13 protein-coding genes are annotated in these 17,809 nt (G+C 50.2%); 3 read left to right on the top strand and 10 right to left on the bottom strand.

Features of this window, described 5'->3' with window-relative positions; genetic code table 11:
• Window positions 1–574: 574 nt before the first annotated feature.
• From EZV72_RS13160 to EZV72_RS13180, 5 genes are all read right to left on the bottom strand, one after another.
• A complete protein-coding gene (locus tag EZV72_RS13160) occupies window positions 575–2,464 on the bottom strand; it encodes a putative bifunctional diguanylate cyclase/phosphodiesterase (protein ID WP_232364420.1) in 1,890 nt (629 codons plus the stop codon).
• Between the two features lie 159 nt (window positions 2,465–2,623).
• Window positions 2,624–2,746 carry a DUF3149 domain-containing protein gene (locus EZV72_RS13165; RefSeq protein WP_137167659.1) on the bottom strand — a complete coding sequence of 41 codons (123 nt, stop codon included), beginning with the start codon at window positions 2,744–2,746 and terminating at the stop codon, window positions 2,624–2,626.
• A 256-nt stretch (window positions 2,747–3,002) separates the two neighbouring features.
• Window positions 3,003–3,638 (bottom strand): transglycosylase SLT domain-containing protein, encoded by a 636-nt coding sequence (locus EZV72_RS13170; protein WP_137167660.1) that lies wholly within the window; start codon window positions 3,636–3,638, stop codon window positions 3,003–3,005.
• 81 nt (window positions 3,639–3,719) lie between these two features.
• Window positions 3,720–5,306, bottom strand: a complete 1,587-nt coding sequence (gene gshA / locus EZV72_RS13175; protein ID WP_137167661.1) for a glutamate--cysteine ligase — start codon at window positions 5,304–5,306, stop codon at window positions 3,720–3,722.
• Window positions 5,307–5,432: 126 nt separating this feature from the next.
• Window positions 5,433–8,291, bottom strand: a complete 2,859-nt coding sequence (locus EZV72_RS13180) for a M16 family metallopeptidase (protein ID WP_137167662.1) — start codon at window positions 8,289–8,291, stop codon at window positions 5,433–5,435.
• Between the two features lie 236 nt (window positions 8,292–8,527).
• On the opposite strand from EZV72_RS13180, the gene EZV72_RS13185 reads away from it, so the two are divergent.
• Genes EZV72_RS13185 through EZV72_RS13195 form a run of 3 tightly spaced genes read left to right on the top strand, consistent with a single transcriptional unit; the run spans window position 8,528 to window position 10,707 of the window.
• Entirely contained in the window at window positions 8,528–9,073 is a 546-nt protein-coding gene (locus tag EZV72_RS13185; RefSeq protein ID WP_137167663.1) for an Hpt domain-containing protein, read from the top strand.
• Window positions 9,073–9,762, top strand: a complete 690-nt coding sequence (locus EZV72_RS13190) for a TIGR01621 family pseudouridine synthase (RefSeq protein WP_137167664.1) — start codon at window positions 9,073–9,075, stop codon at window positions 9,760–9,762. The genes EZV72_RS13185 and EZV72_RS13190 overlap by 1 nt, the downstream gene beginning before the upstream one ends.
• An 18-nt stretch (window positions 9,763–9,780) precedes the next feature.
• Entirely contained in the window at window positions 9,781–10,707 is a 927-nt protein-coding gene (locus EZV72_RS13195; protein ID WP_137167665.1) for a ketopantoate reductase family protein, read from the top strand.
• 27 nt (window positions 10,708–10,734) lie between these two features.
• Here the strand turns inward: EZV72_RS13195 and lysS are convergent, their stop codons facing one another.
• The 5 genes from lysS to prfC all read right to left on the bottom strand — a co-directional run bounded on the left by lysS (window position 10,735) and on the right by prfC (window position 17,524).
• Window positions 10,735–12,282, bottom strand: a complete 1,548-nt coding sequence (lysS, locus tag EZV72_RS13200) for a lysine--tRNA ligase (RefSeq protein ID WP_137167666.1) — start codon at window positions 12,280–12,282, stop codon at window positions 10,735–10,737.
• Between the two features lie 19 nt (window positions 12,283–12,301).
• Window positions 12,302–13,400 (bottom strand): peptide chain release factor 2 gene (gene prfB / locus EZV72_RS13205; RefSeq protein WP_137167667.1). Its coding sequence is split into 2 segments (ribosomal slippage): window positions 12,302–13,324 and window positions 13,326–13,400, totalling 1,098 coding nucleotides; the frame shifts between segments, so codons are not numbered across the junction.
• A 149-nt stretch (window positions 13,401–13,549) separates the two neighbouring features.
• On the bottom strand, window positions 13,550–14,122 hold the full coding sequence (locus EZV72_RS13210) for an NADPH-dependent FMN reductase (protein ID WP_137167668.1): 573 nt from the start codon (window positions 14,120–14,122) through the stop codon (window positions 13,550–13,552).
• Between the two features lie 69 nt (window positions 14,123–14,191).
• Window positions 14,192–15,925 (bottom strand): arginine--tRNA ligase, encoded by a 1,734-nt coding sequence (gene argS, locus EZV72_RS13215; RefSeq protein WP_137167669.1) that lies wholly within the window; start codon window positions 15,923–15,925, stop codon window positions 14,192–14,194.
• 9 nt (window positions 15,926–15,934) lie between these two features.
• Window positions 15,935–17,524 carry a peptide chain release factor 3 gene (gene prfC, locus EZV72_RS13220; protein ID WP_137167670.1) on the bottom strand — a complete coding sequence of 530 codons (1,590 nt, stop codon included), beginning with the start codon at window positions 17,522–17,524 and terminating at the stop codon, window positions 15,935–15,937.
• Window positions 17,525–17,809: the final 285 nt, after the last annotated feature.

Genomic DNA, 17,809 nt, shown 5'->3' on the forward strand with positions numbered 1-17,809 from the left:
AATTCACTGTATTTATTTAGCGTTCTCAGTAATTGCAATACTAAAGCTGAACATTAACCCACACACAGTACAAGCTACAGAGTATTTCTGTTGATTTTATAATGTATGTATCGAGTAAGCTCAGAAACTACTTAAAAGCCCGGTTCTGGAAGAAATTCGCAATATCATGAGGATCAGGCATTACTCTATTCAGACTGAAAAAACTTATCGGCATTGGATGAAGTAGTTTATTTTTTCAATAAAAAACGCCCATCGAAAGATCTAGTCAAACAAGAGGTAACTGCATCTTGAATTCACCTTGCTATCGACAGGCACGTTGCCTCTTTCAATTAAAATCTTGCACTGTGCGCTATCATATTTATGCATAAACACTTCTTTAAACGGGAGTTAACGCTTTTACCAGATACGTTTCGAGCCAGAGCGAGTAGCTACGGTACTCAGCGAGAGTGAAGCAATGAGCATCATTGACCAGAAGAATACAAAATATGACCTGATGTATTCATTCACTTATGGTTGTGGCATACGCACAGCTGACCTGCGCTGCTTTGCTGCTAACTGCGCACCTATCCAGCATTTATTTTTTCAGCAGTGCCAGAAATTCAGGCCATGCAAGCGGGCGGGATAAATAATATCCCTGAGCCCAGTCACAGCCGAGGTCTTTAAGATAGGTCAGCTGCTCCTGGGTTTCTACGCCTTCGGCGATTACCCGCAGATTATACAGCCGGGCCAGACTTTGGATAATCATGACCATTTTGTTGCGCGCCTCGCGCTCAGAAAACAGATCATTGACAAAAGAGCGGTCTATTTTCAGGCAGTGAGCCGGGTAATGAATAAGCTGATTAAACGCTGTGTAGCCGGTGCCAAAATCATCCAGCGCAATTGACACGCCCAGTTCATGCAGCGCATTGAGTGTAGCCAGGCAGGCCGGGTCTCCGGCCACAAAGGCGGTTTCAGTAATTTCGAGTTCAATGCATTGCGGGGCAATATTGTGCGAGGTAATAAGCTGCTTTACCTGAGCAGGAAACTGTTCATTGTGCAGCTCTACACCCGAGATATTGATGCAGACCTTGCCAGTAAAACGGTGCTCTTTTTGCAAAGCCACCTGTGCTTTTAAGGCATTCTCGATAACCCACAAATCAATATCTTTAATCAGGCCAGTGGCTTCGGCCACCGGAATAAACTGATCCGGGCCAAGGCCTTCCAGCGCCGGACTGTTACATCTGAGTAGCGCCTCAAAGGCCACAATATGATTATCAGCGCAACTGAATATAGGCATGTACACCAGCGAAAAATGCCCTTCATTCAGAGCCTGCTTGAGGCCGTTTTCGATGCGCTGGCGCTGATAGAGCTTATCGGCTATCTCCTGAGTAAAGAACCGAAAGCAGTTACGCCCGTTATGCTTGGCATCATACATTGCAGCATCGGCGTAGTTGAGCAAATCCACCGGGGTGGTGGCATCATCAGGATACACGGCAATACCCATACTGGCGTAGGTAGCGTGATTAACATTATCGACTTCAAAACCACCGTCGAAAATTCCCAGAATACGGGATGCCACACTGCTGGCGTCCAGTGGATCTTTTATATTCGGCAGCAGGACTACAAATTCGTCGCCTGCCAGCCTGGCCAGACTTTCGGTTTGCTGGCTAAATACCTGATCGGTTGGGCGGATTACCTCTGCCAGGCGGTCGCTGAATTTACGCAGCAAGCGGTCACCGGCTTCATGGCCATACTGGTCATTGACCTGCTTAAAGTTATCTAAATCGATATACAATAACCCGACCCGCTGTTTATCTTTTTTCGCCCGGCTTAATAAACGCTCCAGATTAGTTTTAAAGCTCCAGCGGTTAGGAAGCCCGGTCAGGGTGTCGTAGTAAGCCATTTTGCGAATATCATCATTATGCAATTGCATAATGGTTTGATAAGACTTTTCTTCTGAGCGCAGTGCAGCCAGACAAATCGCATTTAACGCCAGCGTGGTCAGCACAAAGCGAAGGCCTTCCACCAGGGTATAGCTGGTCATGAGCAACGCCGACAAAGGGGTAAATAAAAGCAGACTACTGGCAATACCAAACAGACTGAACATGATCACCGCCGACCAGAAGCGGTTAATAAACAAGTTAATAGCCAGGATGGGGTAAATCCAGAGAATACCGGTGTTATCTTTGCCGCCGGTCACCAGCAGGCTGAGCGACAACACCAGCAGAATAATACTCAGTATTGTGGCAGCGCGCTCCACGTTCCCGCTTTGCTTTAACAGATACAGATTGAGCAGGCCGACCAGAGTATTGCCGGTCAATATGCTGCCCAGAACAGGATTATTATCAAGGTAGCTGTATGCTCCCAGTGCCAAAAGAAATATAGCACCGATAATGGTCAGCACCTGGCAAAGCAAATAGCGTCGCCGGTACCGCACCGCCATCATTTCCTGTTGTCCGGCGGTAATTTGTGATGAGGTCAGCAAGAATCAGCCCCGCAGCGGGGACAAATGACACACTCAGGCATATCTACAGCTTTTATTGTTTTGTATGCATAAGATAAGCATAGTGCAGCCCGATGACGCTTTCAACTGGCAATTCAGGCTGTTATCACACAGACTATTTATCCGGGTACGGTAAGTTATCTAGCGGCCTTGCCGGGTATTTTTCATAATCAGGTACGCATAGTAAGCCATCAGCCCAATAATCATTCCTATGCCCAGCAGCGAGCTCCACACCACCGGATCAGTTAATAATGCGATCAACATACTTTTCTCCTGTGTTTGCTACAGCAAGTATGTATGAGAAACGCTGATACCTGACTGATCAGGATCAAAAAACAATCAGGTGAGAAAAAATACAACTATTTTAAAAAACAGTATTGCAAATCATTCTCATTTACAATAATCTGGCTGTGCCTGTTCGACGTTGGGTAATAAAACGGTCTTGGCTTAGCGTCGGTGTTGGGTGGGTGTGTGGTGCGCCCACCCTTCTTTTATTGCAAGAAGGATGAGCATTTAGCAATCAGGAAAACAGCTTCCAGAACCAGCTTTTCTGCAAATCTTCTTCACAGGTTTTCAACTGGGTTGCATAGCGTAAAGAGCGGGCTTTCACTTTGGCCGCCACTTTTTTCAGCCAGGGCTTACGATTATAGGATTTACGTTTGTATCCGCCCCACCCTTCGTGATAATTCAGATACTGACTGTACGCATCCCACTTTGATGTACCATTGACCACATAGGATTTGTAAATATACCAGCCCATAAAATCCATGGCGTCGTCAAAGTCATCCCGATCGGCCCAGCCATTGCCGGTCTCTTTTATATAGTCTGACCAAGTGATGGTTTTAGCCTGCGAATAACCGTATGCAGAGCTTACCCGCCCCCAGGGAATTAAGCCAAAAAACACATAGTCGCGTGGTGGCAGTGCATTGTGCCGGAAAGAACTTTCCTGATACATGATGGCCATGGGGACATGAATCGGCACGCCCCATTTGTCCCGTGCGTCAGCGGCGGCGTCGTACCAGTCTTCTTTTTCATAGAAAATCTTGCAGATATTACTGCTGTCTTTAGGCGGGGCTGTTGCGCAGCCAGTGAGCGCAACAGCAACAAATGAGGAAATTAAAAAAAATTTGCCAATCTCTGGGAACTTTCTCGCCATCCGGTGTCCAAACTACTGTTCTAGCAAAATGTGTGTTTCCCTGGAACGCTTTTGACGCCTGACACCCTGTCAGGCGTTTTTTTATGCCCTGGGTTCGTTGTAATAATCACGAATAAAGGTTTCAAAGTCCTTTTCGTCTGCGTTTTCAATATCCTGCTGCGCTTTCAGTGATGCCTGCGCCTGAGCAGTAAAATCCTGCTCTGAGTAGTGAGTATACTCATGGCTGTCAAATACGTCTGCATATTCTTTTGCCAGCAACAGACCCAGCGCTGAATTATCTGCGTTATCTTCCAGCAGCGTATTTAAAATACGCCCTGACGGTGTTTTATCCGGGTCAGTCAACTTTTCGCGCTGGTCAGCTACAGCTTGTGAAAACTGTGTAGAGTTATTCGCTGTATCCAGTACAGCGGCCACCGCATCAAATTTCTTAAATAAATCTTCTGCCCATTGCTGCATTTTCAGTGGCTGACCATCAATATGCAGATCCAGCTCCGGATTACGGCCTTCCAGTACCACTGCATCCATATTGTCGCGTGCTTCAGCAATACTGTCAGGGGTAAGCTCTTCGCTGGGCATCATCAGGCAGGTCAGCAGGTATACATCCAGGAAATCCATCTGGGTTTCTTCAATGCCTGTGGGTGAAAACGGATTTATATCCAGTGCCCGCACTTCAATATAATCCACACCACGGCGCACCAGCGCATCGGTCGGTTTTTCCATTGAACGGGTGGGCTGTTTCGGGCGAATGGGCGAATACAGTTCGTTTTCAATTTGCAGGATGTTCTTGCTTAACTGCTGCCAGTTGTCCTGTTCACCGGCGGCAAACTGAGTAAACCGGGTGGATGGCGTGTCCATTGCACCACGTAGCAGACGAACGTAGTTATCCAGTCGGTTATAACAAATCTGCAAGGCGGATTGCTCTGCGTTGGTATAGCCTAAATCACTCATTCGCAGTGATGTGGCGTAAGGTAGGTAATACGTGCCGTTACCCACTTTGCTAAACGGCATTTTGTGTTCTTTGCCTTTAAGAAAAGAAGCACACAGCGCCGGAGAGGCACCAAACAGATATGGAATTAACCAACAGGTTCGGCGATAGTTACGGATCAACGAGAAATAATCTGCCGCCACCTGTTCTTTGGTATGCTCCTGACCATGCAGCTTTGCCCAGTGAGCCCAAAAACTATCGGCAAATGAGAAGTTAAAATGCACACCGGCAATAGCCTGCATCATGCTGCCATAACGGTTTTTCAAGCCAACCCGGTATACCTTTTTCATTTTACCCACATTGGAGCTGCCAAAGTCGGCAATAGGAATACTGTTGTCATCCTCAATAAAGCAGGGCATGCTCATGGGCCATAACAACTCATCACCTATGTTGTTTATCACAAATTTATGGATGTCTTTTAACTGTTCCATGGTTTGTGCAGCACTGTCTGCCGGAGGCGTAATAAATTCCAGTAATGACTCAGAAAAGTCTGTGGTAATACTGTCGTGGGTCAGGGTTGAACCGAGCGCTTTGGGGTGGCCTGTTTGAGCCAGCGCTCCGCTTTTTTCAATTCGTAATCCCTCTCGTTCCACCCCGCGCTGGCTTTGCGCCAGGCTGGTCAGGAACTCTTCAGAGCGCAGCGCATCCAAACGCTGATCGAAAGTCAGTTGAGTCACAGTCAAATCTTCATCCAGTCAGTAAAAACGCTCCCCCACAATAGGGAGAGACAAAGTAAATTCAATGGCGTGTTATCACTAACACGACAAACTGTTCGTTGTATCTGTTAACGTCTCATTAAGGCTTACAGATTATTCTGCAAGCACATTGCGGCTGCCGTCCTGCAACGACAATTCTGTCACAGGCAGGTTTAAAGGCGTTAATTGTTCCAGAATTTTTTGTTTGTCGCCAACCACAATAATCTGCATGTTTTTCACATCCAGCTCTTTGGCCGCCAGCGCATTAATCTCATCGGCGCTGATATGCCGGATAATATCCAGCTGCTTAGCCCGATAATCATCTGGCAGCTGATATGCCTGCAACTGGCTTAAAAAGCGTGCCTTGCTGCCCGGTGTTTCATAATCCAGTGCATCGCTTAGCGTATAGGCATTACGCATAAACAACAATTCTTCGTCGGTGATTCCCTGCTGCTGATAGCGCGTGATTTCATTAATCAGCTCTTTAATGCCATCGCCTGTATTTTGCGCATTCACATCAGCATTGGCTTCAAACCACCCCAGTGTTTTGCCGCCTACAAATGCACTGGAGGCGCCATAGGTGTAGCCTTTATCTTCACGCAGGTTCAAATTAATCCGGCTGTTAAATGCTCCGCCCAGCGGAAAATTCATCAGGCGGGAACGAAAATACTCACCGGTAGCATCATACGGCTTGGCCCGGCGGACCAGGTACACCGCCGACTGCACGGCTCCGGGGCTATCCACCAGATAAACCGACGATTTATCATATTCAGGAAATGGTTTGTAAGGCGCTATGGCGTAGTCCCGGACAGTCCAGTCTTTTAAAAAGTCAAAAGACTGTAAAATCTGCGCTCTGGATAAGTCCGACACCACCACCGCAGTGGCCTGAGCCGGGTTGTAATAACGCGCGTAAAAGGCTTTTACGTCTTTCAGCGTAACCTTACTGATGGTATCCAGCGTACCCTCATCAGGCAGGGCCACACGATTATCCAGGCCGAATAAAATGGCATCTTTGGCACGGCCTGCCAAAGCTGATGGTTTTTTCAGCTGCTGCTGCATACTTTGCATGACCCGCTCTTTCATGCGCTCGAAATCCTGCGGATTAAACGCCGGATGAAACAGCTTTTCTTTTAGCAAAGCCAGTGTAGGCGTCAGATTTTTAGTCAGGGCAGAAACATAAATCTGGGTATAGCGGCCCCGCGAATTAAAGCGCACTGAACTGCCCAGCTTAGCCAGCGCATTGGCCATTTCCTCGTTCGAGTAATGTTTGGTGGCTTCATTCATCATCAGTGAGGTCAGATACGCCGTACCCGCTTTGCCTTGCGGGTCCAGCAGCATGCCCCCTTCCATCGACAGGGTAAATGTAACAGTAGGGGTTTCTGCACTGGTCACGCCCAGCAGTGAAATATCACCGGGCAGATCAGCCTGCCAGTATTCCGGTACTTCAACGATAGGTGTAGGGCCCGCCTGCGGCACCTGATTACGATCAAAATCATCCTGAATACTGGCCTGTTCAACTGACTCAGGCGCCTGTCGCGGCGGTATATCGCGCGCAGGCAAATTAAAATTCTGAGGCTTCACAGCCAGCTGCTTCTGCCCTTTAGGTATCACACTTAAAAACACGCCATGACCATTTTTAATGTACTTGCGGTATACCCGCATAACGTCTTCGGCGGTGACGGCGTTGTAACGTTGAATATCATCTGCGACCAGATCTGGCTGATGCTGGAACGTTTCACCGGCAGCCAGAGTCGACACTTTTCCTGCCACACTTTGCAGACCAAATACGGTCGATGACTCGATGGATGCCTTAGTGCGGGCCAGATCATCTGCGGTTACGCCACGCTGTTCAAATTCATCAAAGGTCTGGCGGATTGCCTTGTTTAAATCGGCCAGATCATTACCGATGGCCGGGTTTGACAGCGCCATGATTTGAAACTCACACGCCAGTTCCCGACAAGGGTGCCCCACAGAGGCCTGCACAGCCTGACCGCCCTTCACCAGATTTTTGTATAGCAGCGAGGTTTTGCCGCCGCCCAGAATATCTGCCAGCACATCAAGCGGGGCTTCGTCTTCGTGACGGGCATAAATAGTCGGAAACGTTATTTGCAACAATGGCAGGTGTACATTGTCTTCCAGCGTAATGAAGCGGTCTTCATTCAGGGTAACCGGCTGGGGCTCAGGATCATCAACCTGCGGCCCGCGGGGAATGGCCGCAAAATATTTTTCAATCCACTGTTTGGTGCGCTCAACATCAATATCGCCACCAATGGTTAATGTGGCATTGTTCGGCCCGTACCAGCGTTTGAAGAAAGCTTTAAGATCGTCCACATTAACCCGGTCAAGGTCTTCCACATAGCCAATCGGCATCCACGAATAAGGATGACCCACCGGATACAGCGCCTCGGCGGTGCGTTCAGCTCTTAACCCGTAGGGCTGGTTATCAACCCGCTGGGCACGCTCGTTTTTGACAGTTTCGCGCTGGTTTTCAAATTTTTTCTGGTCGACCGCCGGTAACAAAAAGCCCATTCGATCAGCTTCCAGCCACAGCACTTTTTCCAGCTGATTGGCCGGTACGGTTTCATAATAGTTGGTGCGATCGGTATTGGTAGAGCCGTTGAGATCGCCGCCCGCTTCGGTAATGATTTTAAAATGCTGCTCGTCAGCCACATGCTCAGAGCCCTGAAACATCATGTGCTCAAAAAAGTGCGCAAAGCCGGACTTACCGATTTCCTCTCTGGCAGACCCAACATGGTAGGTCACATCCACATGCACCAGCGGATCGGAATGGTCTTCATGCAAAATCACCGTCAGGCCGTTATCCAGGGTGTATTTTTCATAGGGAATGGAGACCTGTTCGGTCTGTTCGGCGGCCTGTTGTGACAGCTCAGTGGGGGTAGACTGCTGGCAGGCAGCCAGCACACTGGTGAGCAGGCCAAACACAGTGCATTGGGCAATAACGCGTACAGACATTGCGCTTCCTTGTATTATTCTCATAAAAAGACCGAATCGGTATGCTTATTCTATAGTGAGCACATGATTGACTGGTCCAAGCTTACCTTATTCATATTCTTTTAAGGTGTTATTTGTTCGGTAGCATCGTCAGACTACCAGATTTTGCGCTAAATAACCGCCGCGCCGAAAAGCGAACATGTATCAATTTATAAAGGGATACCCTACAATTCAGACATATCAAAAAGGGACGCATCATGAATCAATCGCCAGCTATTATTGACCTTGAATTCGGTCTGTCACAACTAAGCGGTAACCGTACCCTGCTGGTTACTCTGCTACAAAAATTTGCCGCCGAGTACCGTACTACTTCCGCTACGCTACAACAGGCAGCCGCCGAGCAGCAGTGGGATAATGCCCGCCTGCTGGTACATACTCTAAAAGGCGTAGCCGGTAATCTGGGCCTCAATGCGCTGCATCACGAGTCCCGTGATTATGAGAATCACATTAAGGAACATCAAAGCCTGCCACCTAATCAGGCGGCATTTGAGCAGGTGTTAAACCAGACCATTACCGAAATTGATGCGCTGGATGCCACCGCCCCTGCGCCCGCTGCCGCGCCTGACAATAGCGATGCTGCCCGCACCGCGTTAATCCGTGCCCTGGAAGGGCATGAGTTTATTCCGCAGGACCAGCTGGACGGCTGGCTGGCCGATATGCAGATGTCTGATGCAAATCAGCAGCTGCTACAAGATGCCATTGACGAACTGGATTATGACGCCGCGGTAGCCCTGCTCAAATAATGACAGACATTGCCATACTGTACACCCATGCCGATTTTTACATTGTTAATAAACCGGCGGGGGTCACCATGCATGATGCCCGGCATGGCATTGTGAGTTTGCTGCGCCAGCAGACCGGCGAGCACTTGCATTTGTGTCACCGGCTGGATGACGGTACCTCCGGAGCCCTTATTCTGGCCCGCCATCCGCAGGCAGCGGCCTGGTTTCAAGAGGCGTTTGCCTATCATCAGATTCAAAAATATTACCTGGCGCTGGCGCACGGTAAGCCGGCTAAAAAGCAGGGTACCATCAGCGGTGATATGAAAAATCGCCGGCGGGGCCAGCATATTTTATTAAAAACCAGAGATAACCCGGCTGTCACTCAGTTTTTCAGTGAAAGCCTGGTGCCTGGTGTCCGGGTTTATCTGGTGAAACCCCTGACCGGTAAAACCCATCAAATTCGGGTTGCCCTGAAAAGTCTGGGCGCACCGATACTGGGCGACACCCTGTACGGCGCAACAGACAGTGATCGCTTATATCTGCACGCATATCGACTTTGTTTTACATATGCAGGACAAATGATTAATGTAAAAGCTGATATAAACCATGGTGAACAGTTTACCGCGTCGTCATTCGACGCCTGGCTGGCTTCATCCTCCAGCGATCCTGCTTTGCGACGCTGGCCGGATTACACGCCCCCTGTTCGCTGATTGCCCAGAGATTTTTGCATGACGCATCCTGTTACAGGTCGACTACAAATTGTTGGCAGTGGCGCGATAGGTTCGCTGGTCGCAGCCGGCGCCCAGGCGAATCATATTCCCTTTAGTCTGGCCCCACGCCATGCGCGCCCGGCCACCCAACGCTTGCTTGGCTATGGCGGTGCAGCGACTTTACTGGGCAGCAACCTGCCGGTGGCCGATAAACTCACCGCCCAGGATATCCTGGTCCTGCCGCTTAAAGCTCATCAACTGGCCGACGCAGCGCAAGCCTGGAAAGACAAACTTCATCCGGAAACAGCTGTGCTGTTGCTACATAACGGCATGGGCGGACTGGAAGCGGTCCGGGCGGTGTTACCCGAGCATGCCCTGTATCTGGCAACCACCAGTCACGGTGCGCTCAGGCTCAATGCCACGGAAGTCAAACATACCGGATTTGGCCGCACCATGCTGGGCGAAGCGCCGGATAATAAAGGCACTGACCCAATCCAAAAGGAGCGTTTACTGGAAATGCTCAGCCGGTGTCTGGCCCCGGTAACCTGGCATCAGGATATTATGGAAGCCCTGTGGCTTAAACTGGCGGTGAATGCGGTAATTAATCCGCTGACTGCGCTACATGATATTCGCAATGGCGAACTTGATAACCCGCAATTTCAAGGGCATATCTGTGACATTTGCCAGGAAGTCAGCCAGGTAATGGCACAGGCAGGTTATCAGCACAGCCCCGCCGTGCTCAAAGAGCAGGTGAAAAAAGTGGCCCGGCAAACCGCACAGAATTATTCGAGTATGCATCAGGATGTGGCAAATGGCCGCCCTACTGAGGTTGATGCCATCAACGGATTCATCATCAAACAGGCACAAAAAAAAGGTATTGATGTCAGCATCAATACCTTTTTGTATAACAAGATTAAAGCGCTGGAAACCCGCTACGCCGGATAGGCGTCAGCGGTGTTTTTCGCCAGTGGCTTAGTCCTGCGCCTGAGCTTCAGGCTTCATGTGCGGGAATAAAATCACGTCTTTGATGGTCGGGCTGTCAGTAAACAGCATCACCAGGCGGTCAATACCAATTCCCTGTCCTGCTGTTGGCGGTAAGCCATGCTCCAGCGCACGAATGTAGTCTTCATCAAAATGCATGGCTTCATCATCACCGGCGTCTTTTTCTTCCACCTGCTTGCGGAAGCGCTCAGCCTGATCTTCCGGATCATTAAGCTCCGAGAAACCATTCGCCAGCTCACGTCCGCCAACAAAGAACTCAAAACGGTCAGTAATGAACGGATTATCGTCATTACGGCGTGCCAGCGGTGAAACTTCCCACGGATACTCAGTAATAAACGTTGGCTGAATCAGCTGCTCTTCGGCAGTGGCTTCAAAGATTTCACACAGATATTTACCCGCACCCCAGATACCGTCAACTTCCGGCTCTTTAATGTGCAGTTGTTTTGCCATAGCTTTAAGCTCGTCCAGGTGTGCTTCCGGATCGCGGATAGCCGCTTCGTTAGCCTCAGGCCAGTATTTTAAAATGGCCTCCCCCATGCTCAGGCGCTCAAATGGCTTGCCAAAGTCATAGCGGATTTCCTGAGTGACATTACCTTCTGCATCTTTAACCGTGTTAACCAGCTCGGTACTGCCCAGAATGTCTGATGCTAGCTTGCGCAGCATGTCTTCGGTCAGGTTCATCAGATCATGATAATCTGCATACGCCTGATAGAATTCCAGCATGGTGAACTCTGGGTTATGGCGGGTCGACAACCCTTCGTTACGGAAGTTACGGTTAATCTCAAACACTCGCTCAAGGCCACCCACAACCAGACGCTTCAGGTACAGTTCAGGGGCAATACGCAGGTACATGTCGATGTCCAGCGCATTGTGATGCGTAACAAACGGCTTGGCCGTAGCGCCGCCCGGAATAACCTGCAACATAGGTGTTTCCACCTCAATAAACTTACGCTCTGTCAGATACTGACGGATACCGTTGACCACGGCGCTGCGCACACGAAATGTTTCGCGGGTTTTGTCACTGGTAATCAGGTCAACATAGCGCTGACGGTATTTGGTTTCCTGATCGCTCAGACCGTGGAATTTTTCCGGTAACGGACGCAGTGCCTTGGTCAGCAGATCATAGTTAGCCATATCGACATACAGGTCGCCCTTGCCTGATTTGTGCAAGACACCGGCTACGCCGATGATGTCGCCGATATCCAGCGAACCGAAGCGCGCTTTAATGTCTTTCTGGGTATCTTTTGATGCATAGGCCTGAATGCGGCCAGTCATGTCCTGTAGCAACAGGAACGGGCCGCGCTTTGCCATAATACGGCCGGCAATACTCACTTCATGGCCCTGCTCAATCAGGGTTTCTTTGTCCAGTTCGCCGTACTGTGCCTGCAGCTCCTCGGCGTAGTTTTCACGGCGGAAGCTGTTCGGGAAACCGTTAGCACGGCAGTTTTCTCGAATTGCGCTCAGTTTAGCCCGGCGCTCGGCAATCAATCTGTTTTCGTCGTGTTGCTGGTCAGTCATAACCTAATCACTTGTTGGGTTAAAGCCCGGACTTCAGGCTGGCTTGAATAAATTTGTCTAAGTCACCGTCTAGCACGGCCTGGGTGTTACGGTTCTCAATACCGGTGCGCAAATCCTTGATGCGTGAATCATCCAGTACATAAGAGCGAATCTGGCTACCCCAGCCAATATCCGACTTGCTATCTTCCATGGCCTGTTTTTCAGCATTTTGCTTTTGCAGCTCAAACTCATACAGTTTGGCTTTCAGCTGCTTCATGGCCTGGTCCCGGTTTTTATGCTGAGAACGGTCGTTTTGGCACTGCACCACAATACCGGTAGGTTCGTGGGTGATCCGTACCGCTGAGTCAGTCCGGTTAACGTGCTGACCACCTGCGCCGGAAGCTCGGTAGGTGTCTACCCGTAAATCAGCCGGGTTGATATCAATGTCGATATCATCATCCACTTCAGGATAAATAAATGCAGATGAAAATGATGTATGCCGACGGTTACCCGAGTCAAACGGTGACTTTCTCACCAGACGGTGAACACCGGTTTCGGTGCGTAGCCAGCCAAAGGCATACTCACCCTGAAAACGAACAGTGGCAGATTTTATACCGGCCACTTCGCCTTCTGACAATTCGATGATCTCGGTTTTAAAGCCGTGGGCTTCGCCCCAGCGCAGGTACATACGCAGCAGCATATTCGCCCAGTCCTGGGCTTCGGTGCCGCCCGAACCGGCCTGCAAATCGATATAACAATCCGCGGCATCGTTAGGACCTGAGAACATCCGGCGAAATTCCAGCGTTTCGAGCTGCTCGGTCAAACCATCGAGCTCAGCGCGGGCTTCGTTAAAGGTGTCTTCGTCTTCGGCTTCCACCGCAAGCTCAACCAGCCCTTCAACATCTTCAGTGCCCTGTTGCAGGTTAACAATGGTTTCCACCACCTGCTCCAGCGCCACTTTTTCTTTACCCAGCGCCTGGGCGCGATCTGGCTCATTCCATACATCCGGGTTTTCAAGTTCCCGGTTAACTTCTTCTAATCGCTCTGACTTTGCATCAAAGTCAAAGATACCCCCTAAGGGCTTCGGTGCGTTCCCGGATATCTGCGATAGCGTTGTGGACAGGGTTTACTTCAAACATAAATCCGCAATTCATTAACTGATAAAGACCGCGAATAGTAACGAAAACGACGAAATTTTGATAGCGGAATCGCCAAAGAAATTGCCTGCTTTAACCGTTTCGTGGCCGGCAGACAGACGCCATTACCGGCCTGAGGTAAAAACCGCGAATTAACGGGCTAGTCTGACGGCCAGATCGGCAGTTTGGCTACCCAGTCCGTGCAGTTGTTTGAGGGCTCTGGCATCGGTGATAATGCCCTTTTCATCCATCAGGGTATCTACCTTGCCTATGGCTTTTTGGTTGGGCGACACAATCACTCCCAGGTTTTCCAGTAGCATCCGTAGCACCACCAGCACCCGCATACCGCCCAGCGCGCCCTGCGAGCACGCCATAATTCCCGCAACCTTGCCTTTATACGCAGCCAGCATGGGCTCATCAGGTGCAGGCCGGGACGCCCAGTCCAGCGCATTTTTCAGCAATGCCGGGTAACTGCTGTTGTACTCCGGAGAGGCAATTAAAAAGCCATCGTGACTCATCATCAGTGCCTTAAATGCCTGCGCCGCTGCTGGTATACCGTGGGCGGCTTCCTCATCCTGGTTATACAGTGGCATCGGATAGTCAGCCAGGCTGATTCGGGTGACCTGCGCGCCGGCTTGCTCTGCGCCGTCAGCCGCGCAGTGTAGTACCGACTGATTAAACGACCCCTTTCGGGTGCTGCCTGCAAAGGCCAGTAGTTTTGCCATGTTGTGCTCCTGAAAAACAAAAAAGGCCGTGAATACTCACAGCCTTTTTGATGAACTGATACGTTCAGTTTACATTTTTTCCAGCGTTTCGATACCCAGCAGGGATAAGCCCAGCTCCATCGTGCTGGAAACCAGCGCTGCCAGCGCCAGACGACTATGGCGTACCGCCACCGGTGTATCAGCTTTAAGGATCGGGCAGGCTTCGTAAAAACTCATAAACGCACTGGCCAGATCGTACAGGTACGTACACAGCACATGAGGGGTGGCGTCACGGGCCACTACACCAATGGTTTCTTCAAACTGCAGCAGCTGTACCGCCAGTGCATGTTCCTGTTTTTCTGTCAGGCTCACCGCCACTGGCAGATCTGCCACGCTGATACCGGATTTTCTGAAGATACTTTTTACCCGGGTAAAGGCATACTGTAAATACGGCGCGGTATTGCCCTCAAAGCTCAGCATGGTATCCCAGTTGAACACATAGTCGGTGGTCCGGTTTTTACTTAAATCAGCATATTTCACCGCACCAATGCCCACTTTACGGCTCACTTCATCCAGCTCTGCCTGGCTCAGGTCGTTATCACGCTCGGCAATCAGGTTGCGGGCACGCTCTACGGCTTCGTCCAGCAGCTCAACCAGTTTAACCGTACCGCCGGTACGGGTTTTAAACGGCTTGCCGTCACTGCCCAGCATCATACCAAACGGGCAATGTTCGTAAGTCTGGCTGTCCTGCATAAAGCCGGCTTTACGACCTACGATCTCAGTTTGTTTGAAATGATAGGCCTGACGGGCATCAGTCAGAATCAGGGTACGATCTGCCTGTAAAGTACCACTGCGATAACGCATGGCGGCCAGATCCGTAGTGGCATACAGATATCCGCCACCCGATTTTTGTACGATGTATACCGACGGATTGCCTTCTTTGTCAGCCAGCTCAGGAATAAATACCACCTGCGCGCCCTGATCTTCCACAGCAATGCCCTGGGCTTTTAAGTCCGCCACCACATTGGCCAGATCGTCGTTATAGGCAGACTCACCCATAATGTCTTTACGGGTCAGGCTGACATTGAGCTTGTTGTAAACTTCTTCACTGTGCTGAATGGACACATCGATAAATTTATCCCACAGCGCCAGACACTCTTTATCGCCGCTTTGCAGCTTCACCACAAAGGCCCGGGCCCGGTCAGCAAAACCGTCTTCATCGTCAAACCGGACTTTTGCTTCACGATAGAAGTCTTCCAGATCAGACAGGGCTGTTTCAGCCAGCTGATTAGCCTGTAGTTTGTCGTGCAGATGTGCCAGCAGCATTCCAAACTGCGTTCCCCAGTCACCCATGTGATTCTGGCGAATCACCTTGTGGCCCAGAAATTCCAGCAGTTTTACAACGCTGTCGCCGATGATGGTGGTACGCAGGTGCCCTACGTGCATCTCTTTGGCCAGGTTAGGGGAAGAATAATCCACCACCACATTTTTTTCAGCCTGCTTGGCCACGCCCAGACGCGGGTCGTGCAACGCCAGTTCACACTGATTAGCCAGCCAGCGATCGCTCAGATGAATATTAATAAAACCAGGACCTGCCACTTCCAGTTTGTCAGCCACATCGCTGAGCTTAACCAGCTCAACAATTTTGTCGGCAATATCGCGGGGCTTTTGTTTTAACTGTTTAGCCAGTGCCATGGCACCGTTAAACTGATACTCGCCAAACTCAGGGCGGGCACTGCGCGCCACAGGTACCGGGGCGTTGCTTACGCCAAGTTCGTCTAACGCTTCTTCAAACCGGCTTACCAGTAATGCATGTATATTCATAATTGTGTCTTAATGTTCGCGAGTATGGGTAAATTCAATGTCCGGGTAACGTTCCTGCGCCAGTTGCAGGTTGACCATGGTCGGCGCGATATACGTCAGGTTGTCTCCACCATCCAGGGCCAGATTCTGCTCGGCCTTACGGCGGAACTCATCCAGTTTACGCTCGTCGCTGGAATACACCCAGCGAGCAGTGTTCACGCTGATATGCTCATAAATCGCATCCACGTTGTATTCTGCTTTCAGGCGCGCCACCACTACGTCAAACTGCAGTACACCCACCGCCCCAACGATCAGGTCGTTATTGGCCAGCGGACGGAATACCTGGACGGCCCCTTCTTCCGATAACTGAATCAGGCCTTTGAGCAGCTGCTTTTGTTTCATCGGATCTTTTAAGCGAATCCGCTTGAACAGCTCTGGCGCAAAGTTAGGTATACCGGTAAAGCGGAAGTCTTCTCCGGCGGTAAAGGTATCACCAATCCGGATAGTACCGTGGTTATGCAGGCCGATAATATCCCCAGCGTAGGCTTCTTCGAGCAACGAACGGTCACCGGCCAGAAAGGTCAGTGCATCCGCGATTCGAATATCCTTGCCAATGCGGGTATGTTTCATTTTCATACCCTTTTCGTACTTACCTGACACAATCCGGCAAAATGCCACGCGGTCGCGGTGACGTGGGTCCATGTTGGCCTGAATTTTAAATACAAAGCCACTGAATGACGGTGAAGTCGCCTCAACCTTGCCATCTTCGGTTTCACGACTTTTTGGTGCAGGCGCCCACTCAACCAGACCATCGAGCATGTGGTCAACACCAAAGTTACCAAGAGCCGTACCGAAGAAAACCGGTGTCAGTTCGCCAGCCAGAAACAGTTCTTTGTCAAATTCGTTGGATGCGCCCATAACCAGCTCAAGCTCGTCACGCAGCGTCTGAGCCAGGTCACTACCTACTGCGGTGTCCAGCTCTGGGTTATCCAACCCTTTAACAATTCGTACATCCTGAATGGTGTGACCTTCGCCACTTTTGTACAGAATTGTTTCGTCACGGTGGATATGGTACACCCCTTTAAAGCTTTTACCGCAGCCAATCGGCCAGGTAATCGGTGCACACAGCATGTCCAGCTCGGTTTCCACTTCATCAAGCACTTCCATCGGGTCGCGGATGTCGCGGTCCAGTTTGTTCATAAACGTGATGATAGGCGTATCGCGTAAGCGGGTAACTTCCATCAGTTTACGGGTCCGGTCCTCAACCCCTTTGGCCGCATCTATCACCATCAGGCATGAATCCACAGCTGTCAGTGTACGGTAGGTATCTTCAGAAAAATCTTCGTGCCCCGGCGTGTCCAGCAGGTTTACCAGGTTGTCACGATAAGGAAACTGCATCACCGAGGTGGTTACCGAGATCCCCCGCTCTTTTTCCATTTCCATCCAGTCAGACTTTGCATGCTGACCCGATTTTTTACCTTTTACCGTCCCTGCGGTTTGCAGCGCGCGTCCGAACAGGAGAACCTTTTCGGTGATCGTAGTTTTACCCGCATCGGGGTGCGAGATAATCGCAAACGTGCGACGCTTCTCTATTTCGTTCAGAAAATTCTGTTCTGCCATGTAATTCTTGCTTCTGTGAAAAGATGTGACTGTGCTGCAACTCCCTCAGGCGGCCAGATAATCTGGGTCTGCTCAGCGATGAAATGTCACCGATGCGAAAGGTTGTGGAGCAATATGGCGGCGTATTCTACAAATGTCGCCAGACAGCTTCAACAAAATAGGAGCGTGCAGGTTAATAATGGGCGCAATTGTACCATGCTTTTTGCCCTTTTCGGTGCCTGCTACCGGCAGAAATAAAAAACGCGCCGGGCAGGATGCTGCACTGACGCGTGGGTAGGGAACAGA

This window comes from Salinimonas lutimaris (assembly GCF_005222225.1).
Lineage (GTDB): Bacteria > Pseudomonadota > Gammaproteobacteria > Enterobacterales > Alteromonadaceae > Alteromonas > Alteromonas lutimaris.

Bases quoted from the DNA above. Each gene is read 5' to 3' on its own strand.
- EZV72_RS13180 (WP_137167662.1), bottom strand. From the start codon at position 8,291: ATGTCTGTACGCGTTATTGCCCAATGCACTGTGTTTGGCCTGCTCACC.
- prfC (WP_137167670.1), bottom strand. From the start codon at position 17,524: ATGGCAGAACAGAATTTTCTGAACGAAATAGAGAAGCGTCGCACGTTT.
- EZV72_RS13190 (WP_137167664.1), top strand. From the start codon at position 9,073: ATGACAGACATTGCCATACTGTACACCCATGCCGATTTTTACATTGTT.
- EZV72_RS13165 (WP_137167659.1), bottom strand. From the start codon at position 2,746: ATGTTGATCGCATTATTAACTGATCCGGTGGTGTGGAGCTCGCTGCTG.
- lysS (WP_137167666.1), bottom strand. From the start codon at position 12,282: ATGACTGACCAGCAACACGACGAAAACAGATTGATTGCCGAGCGCCGG.
- EZV72_RS13185 (WP_137167663.1), top strand. From the start codon at position 8,528: ATGAATCAATCGCCAGCTATTATTGACCTTGAATTCGGTCTGTCACAA.
- argS (WP_137167669.1), bottom strand. From the start codon at position 15,925: ATGAATATACATGCATTACTGGTAAGCCGGTTTGAAGAAGCGTTAGAC.
- EZV72_RS13170 (WP_137167660.1), bottom strand. From the start codon at position 3,638: ATGGCGAGAAAGTTCCCAGAGATTGGCAAATTTTTTTTAATTTCCTCA.
- EZV72_RS13210 (WP_137167668.1), bottom strand. From the start codon at position 14,122: ATGGCAAAACTACTGGCCTTTGCAGGCAGCACCCGAAAGGGGTCGTTT.
- EZV72_RS13195 (WP_137167665.1), top strand. From the start codon at position 9,781: ATGACGCATCCTGTTACAGGTCGACTACAAATTGTTGGCAGTGGCGCG.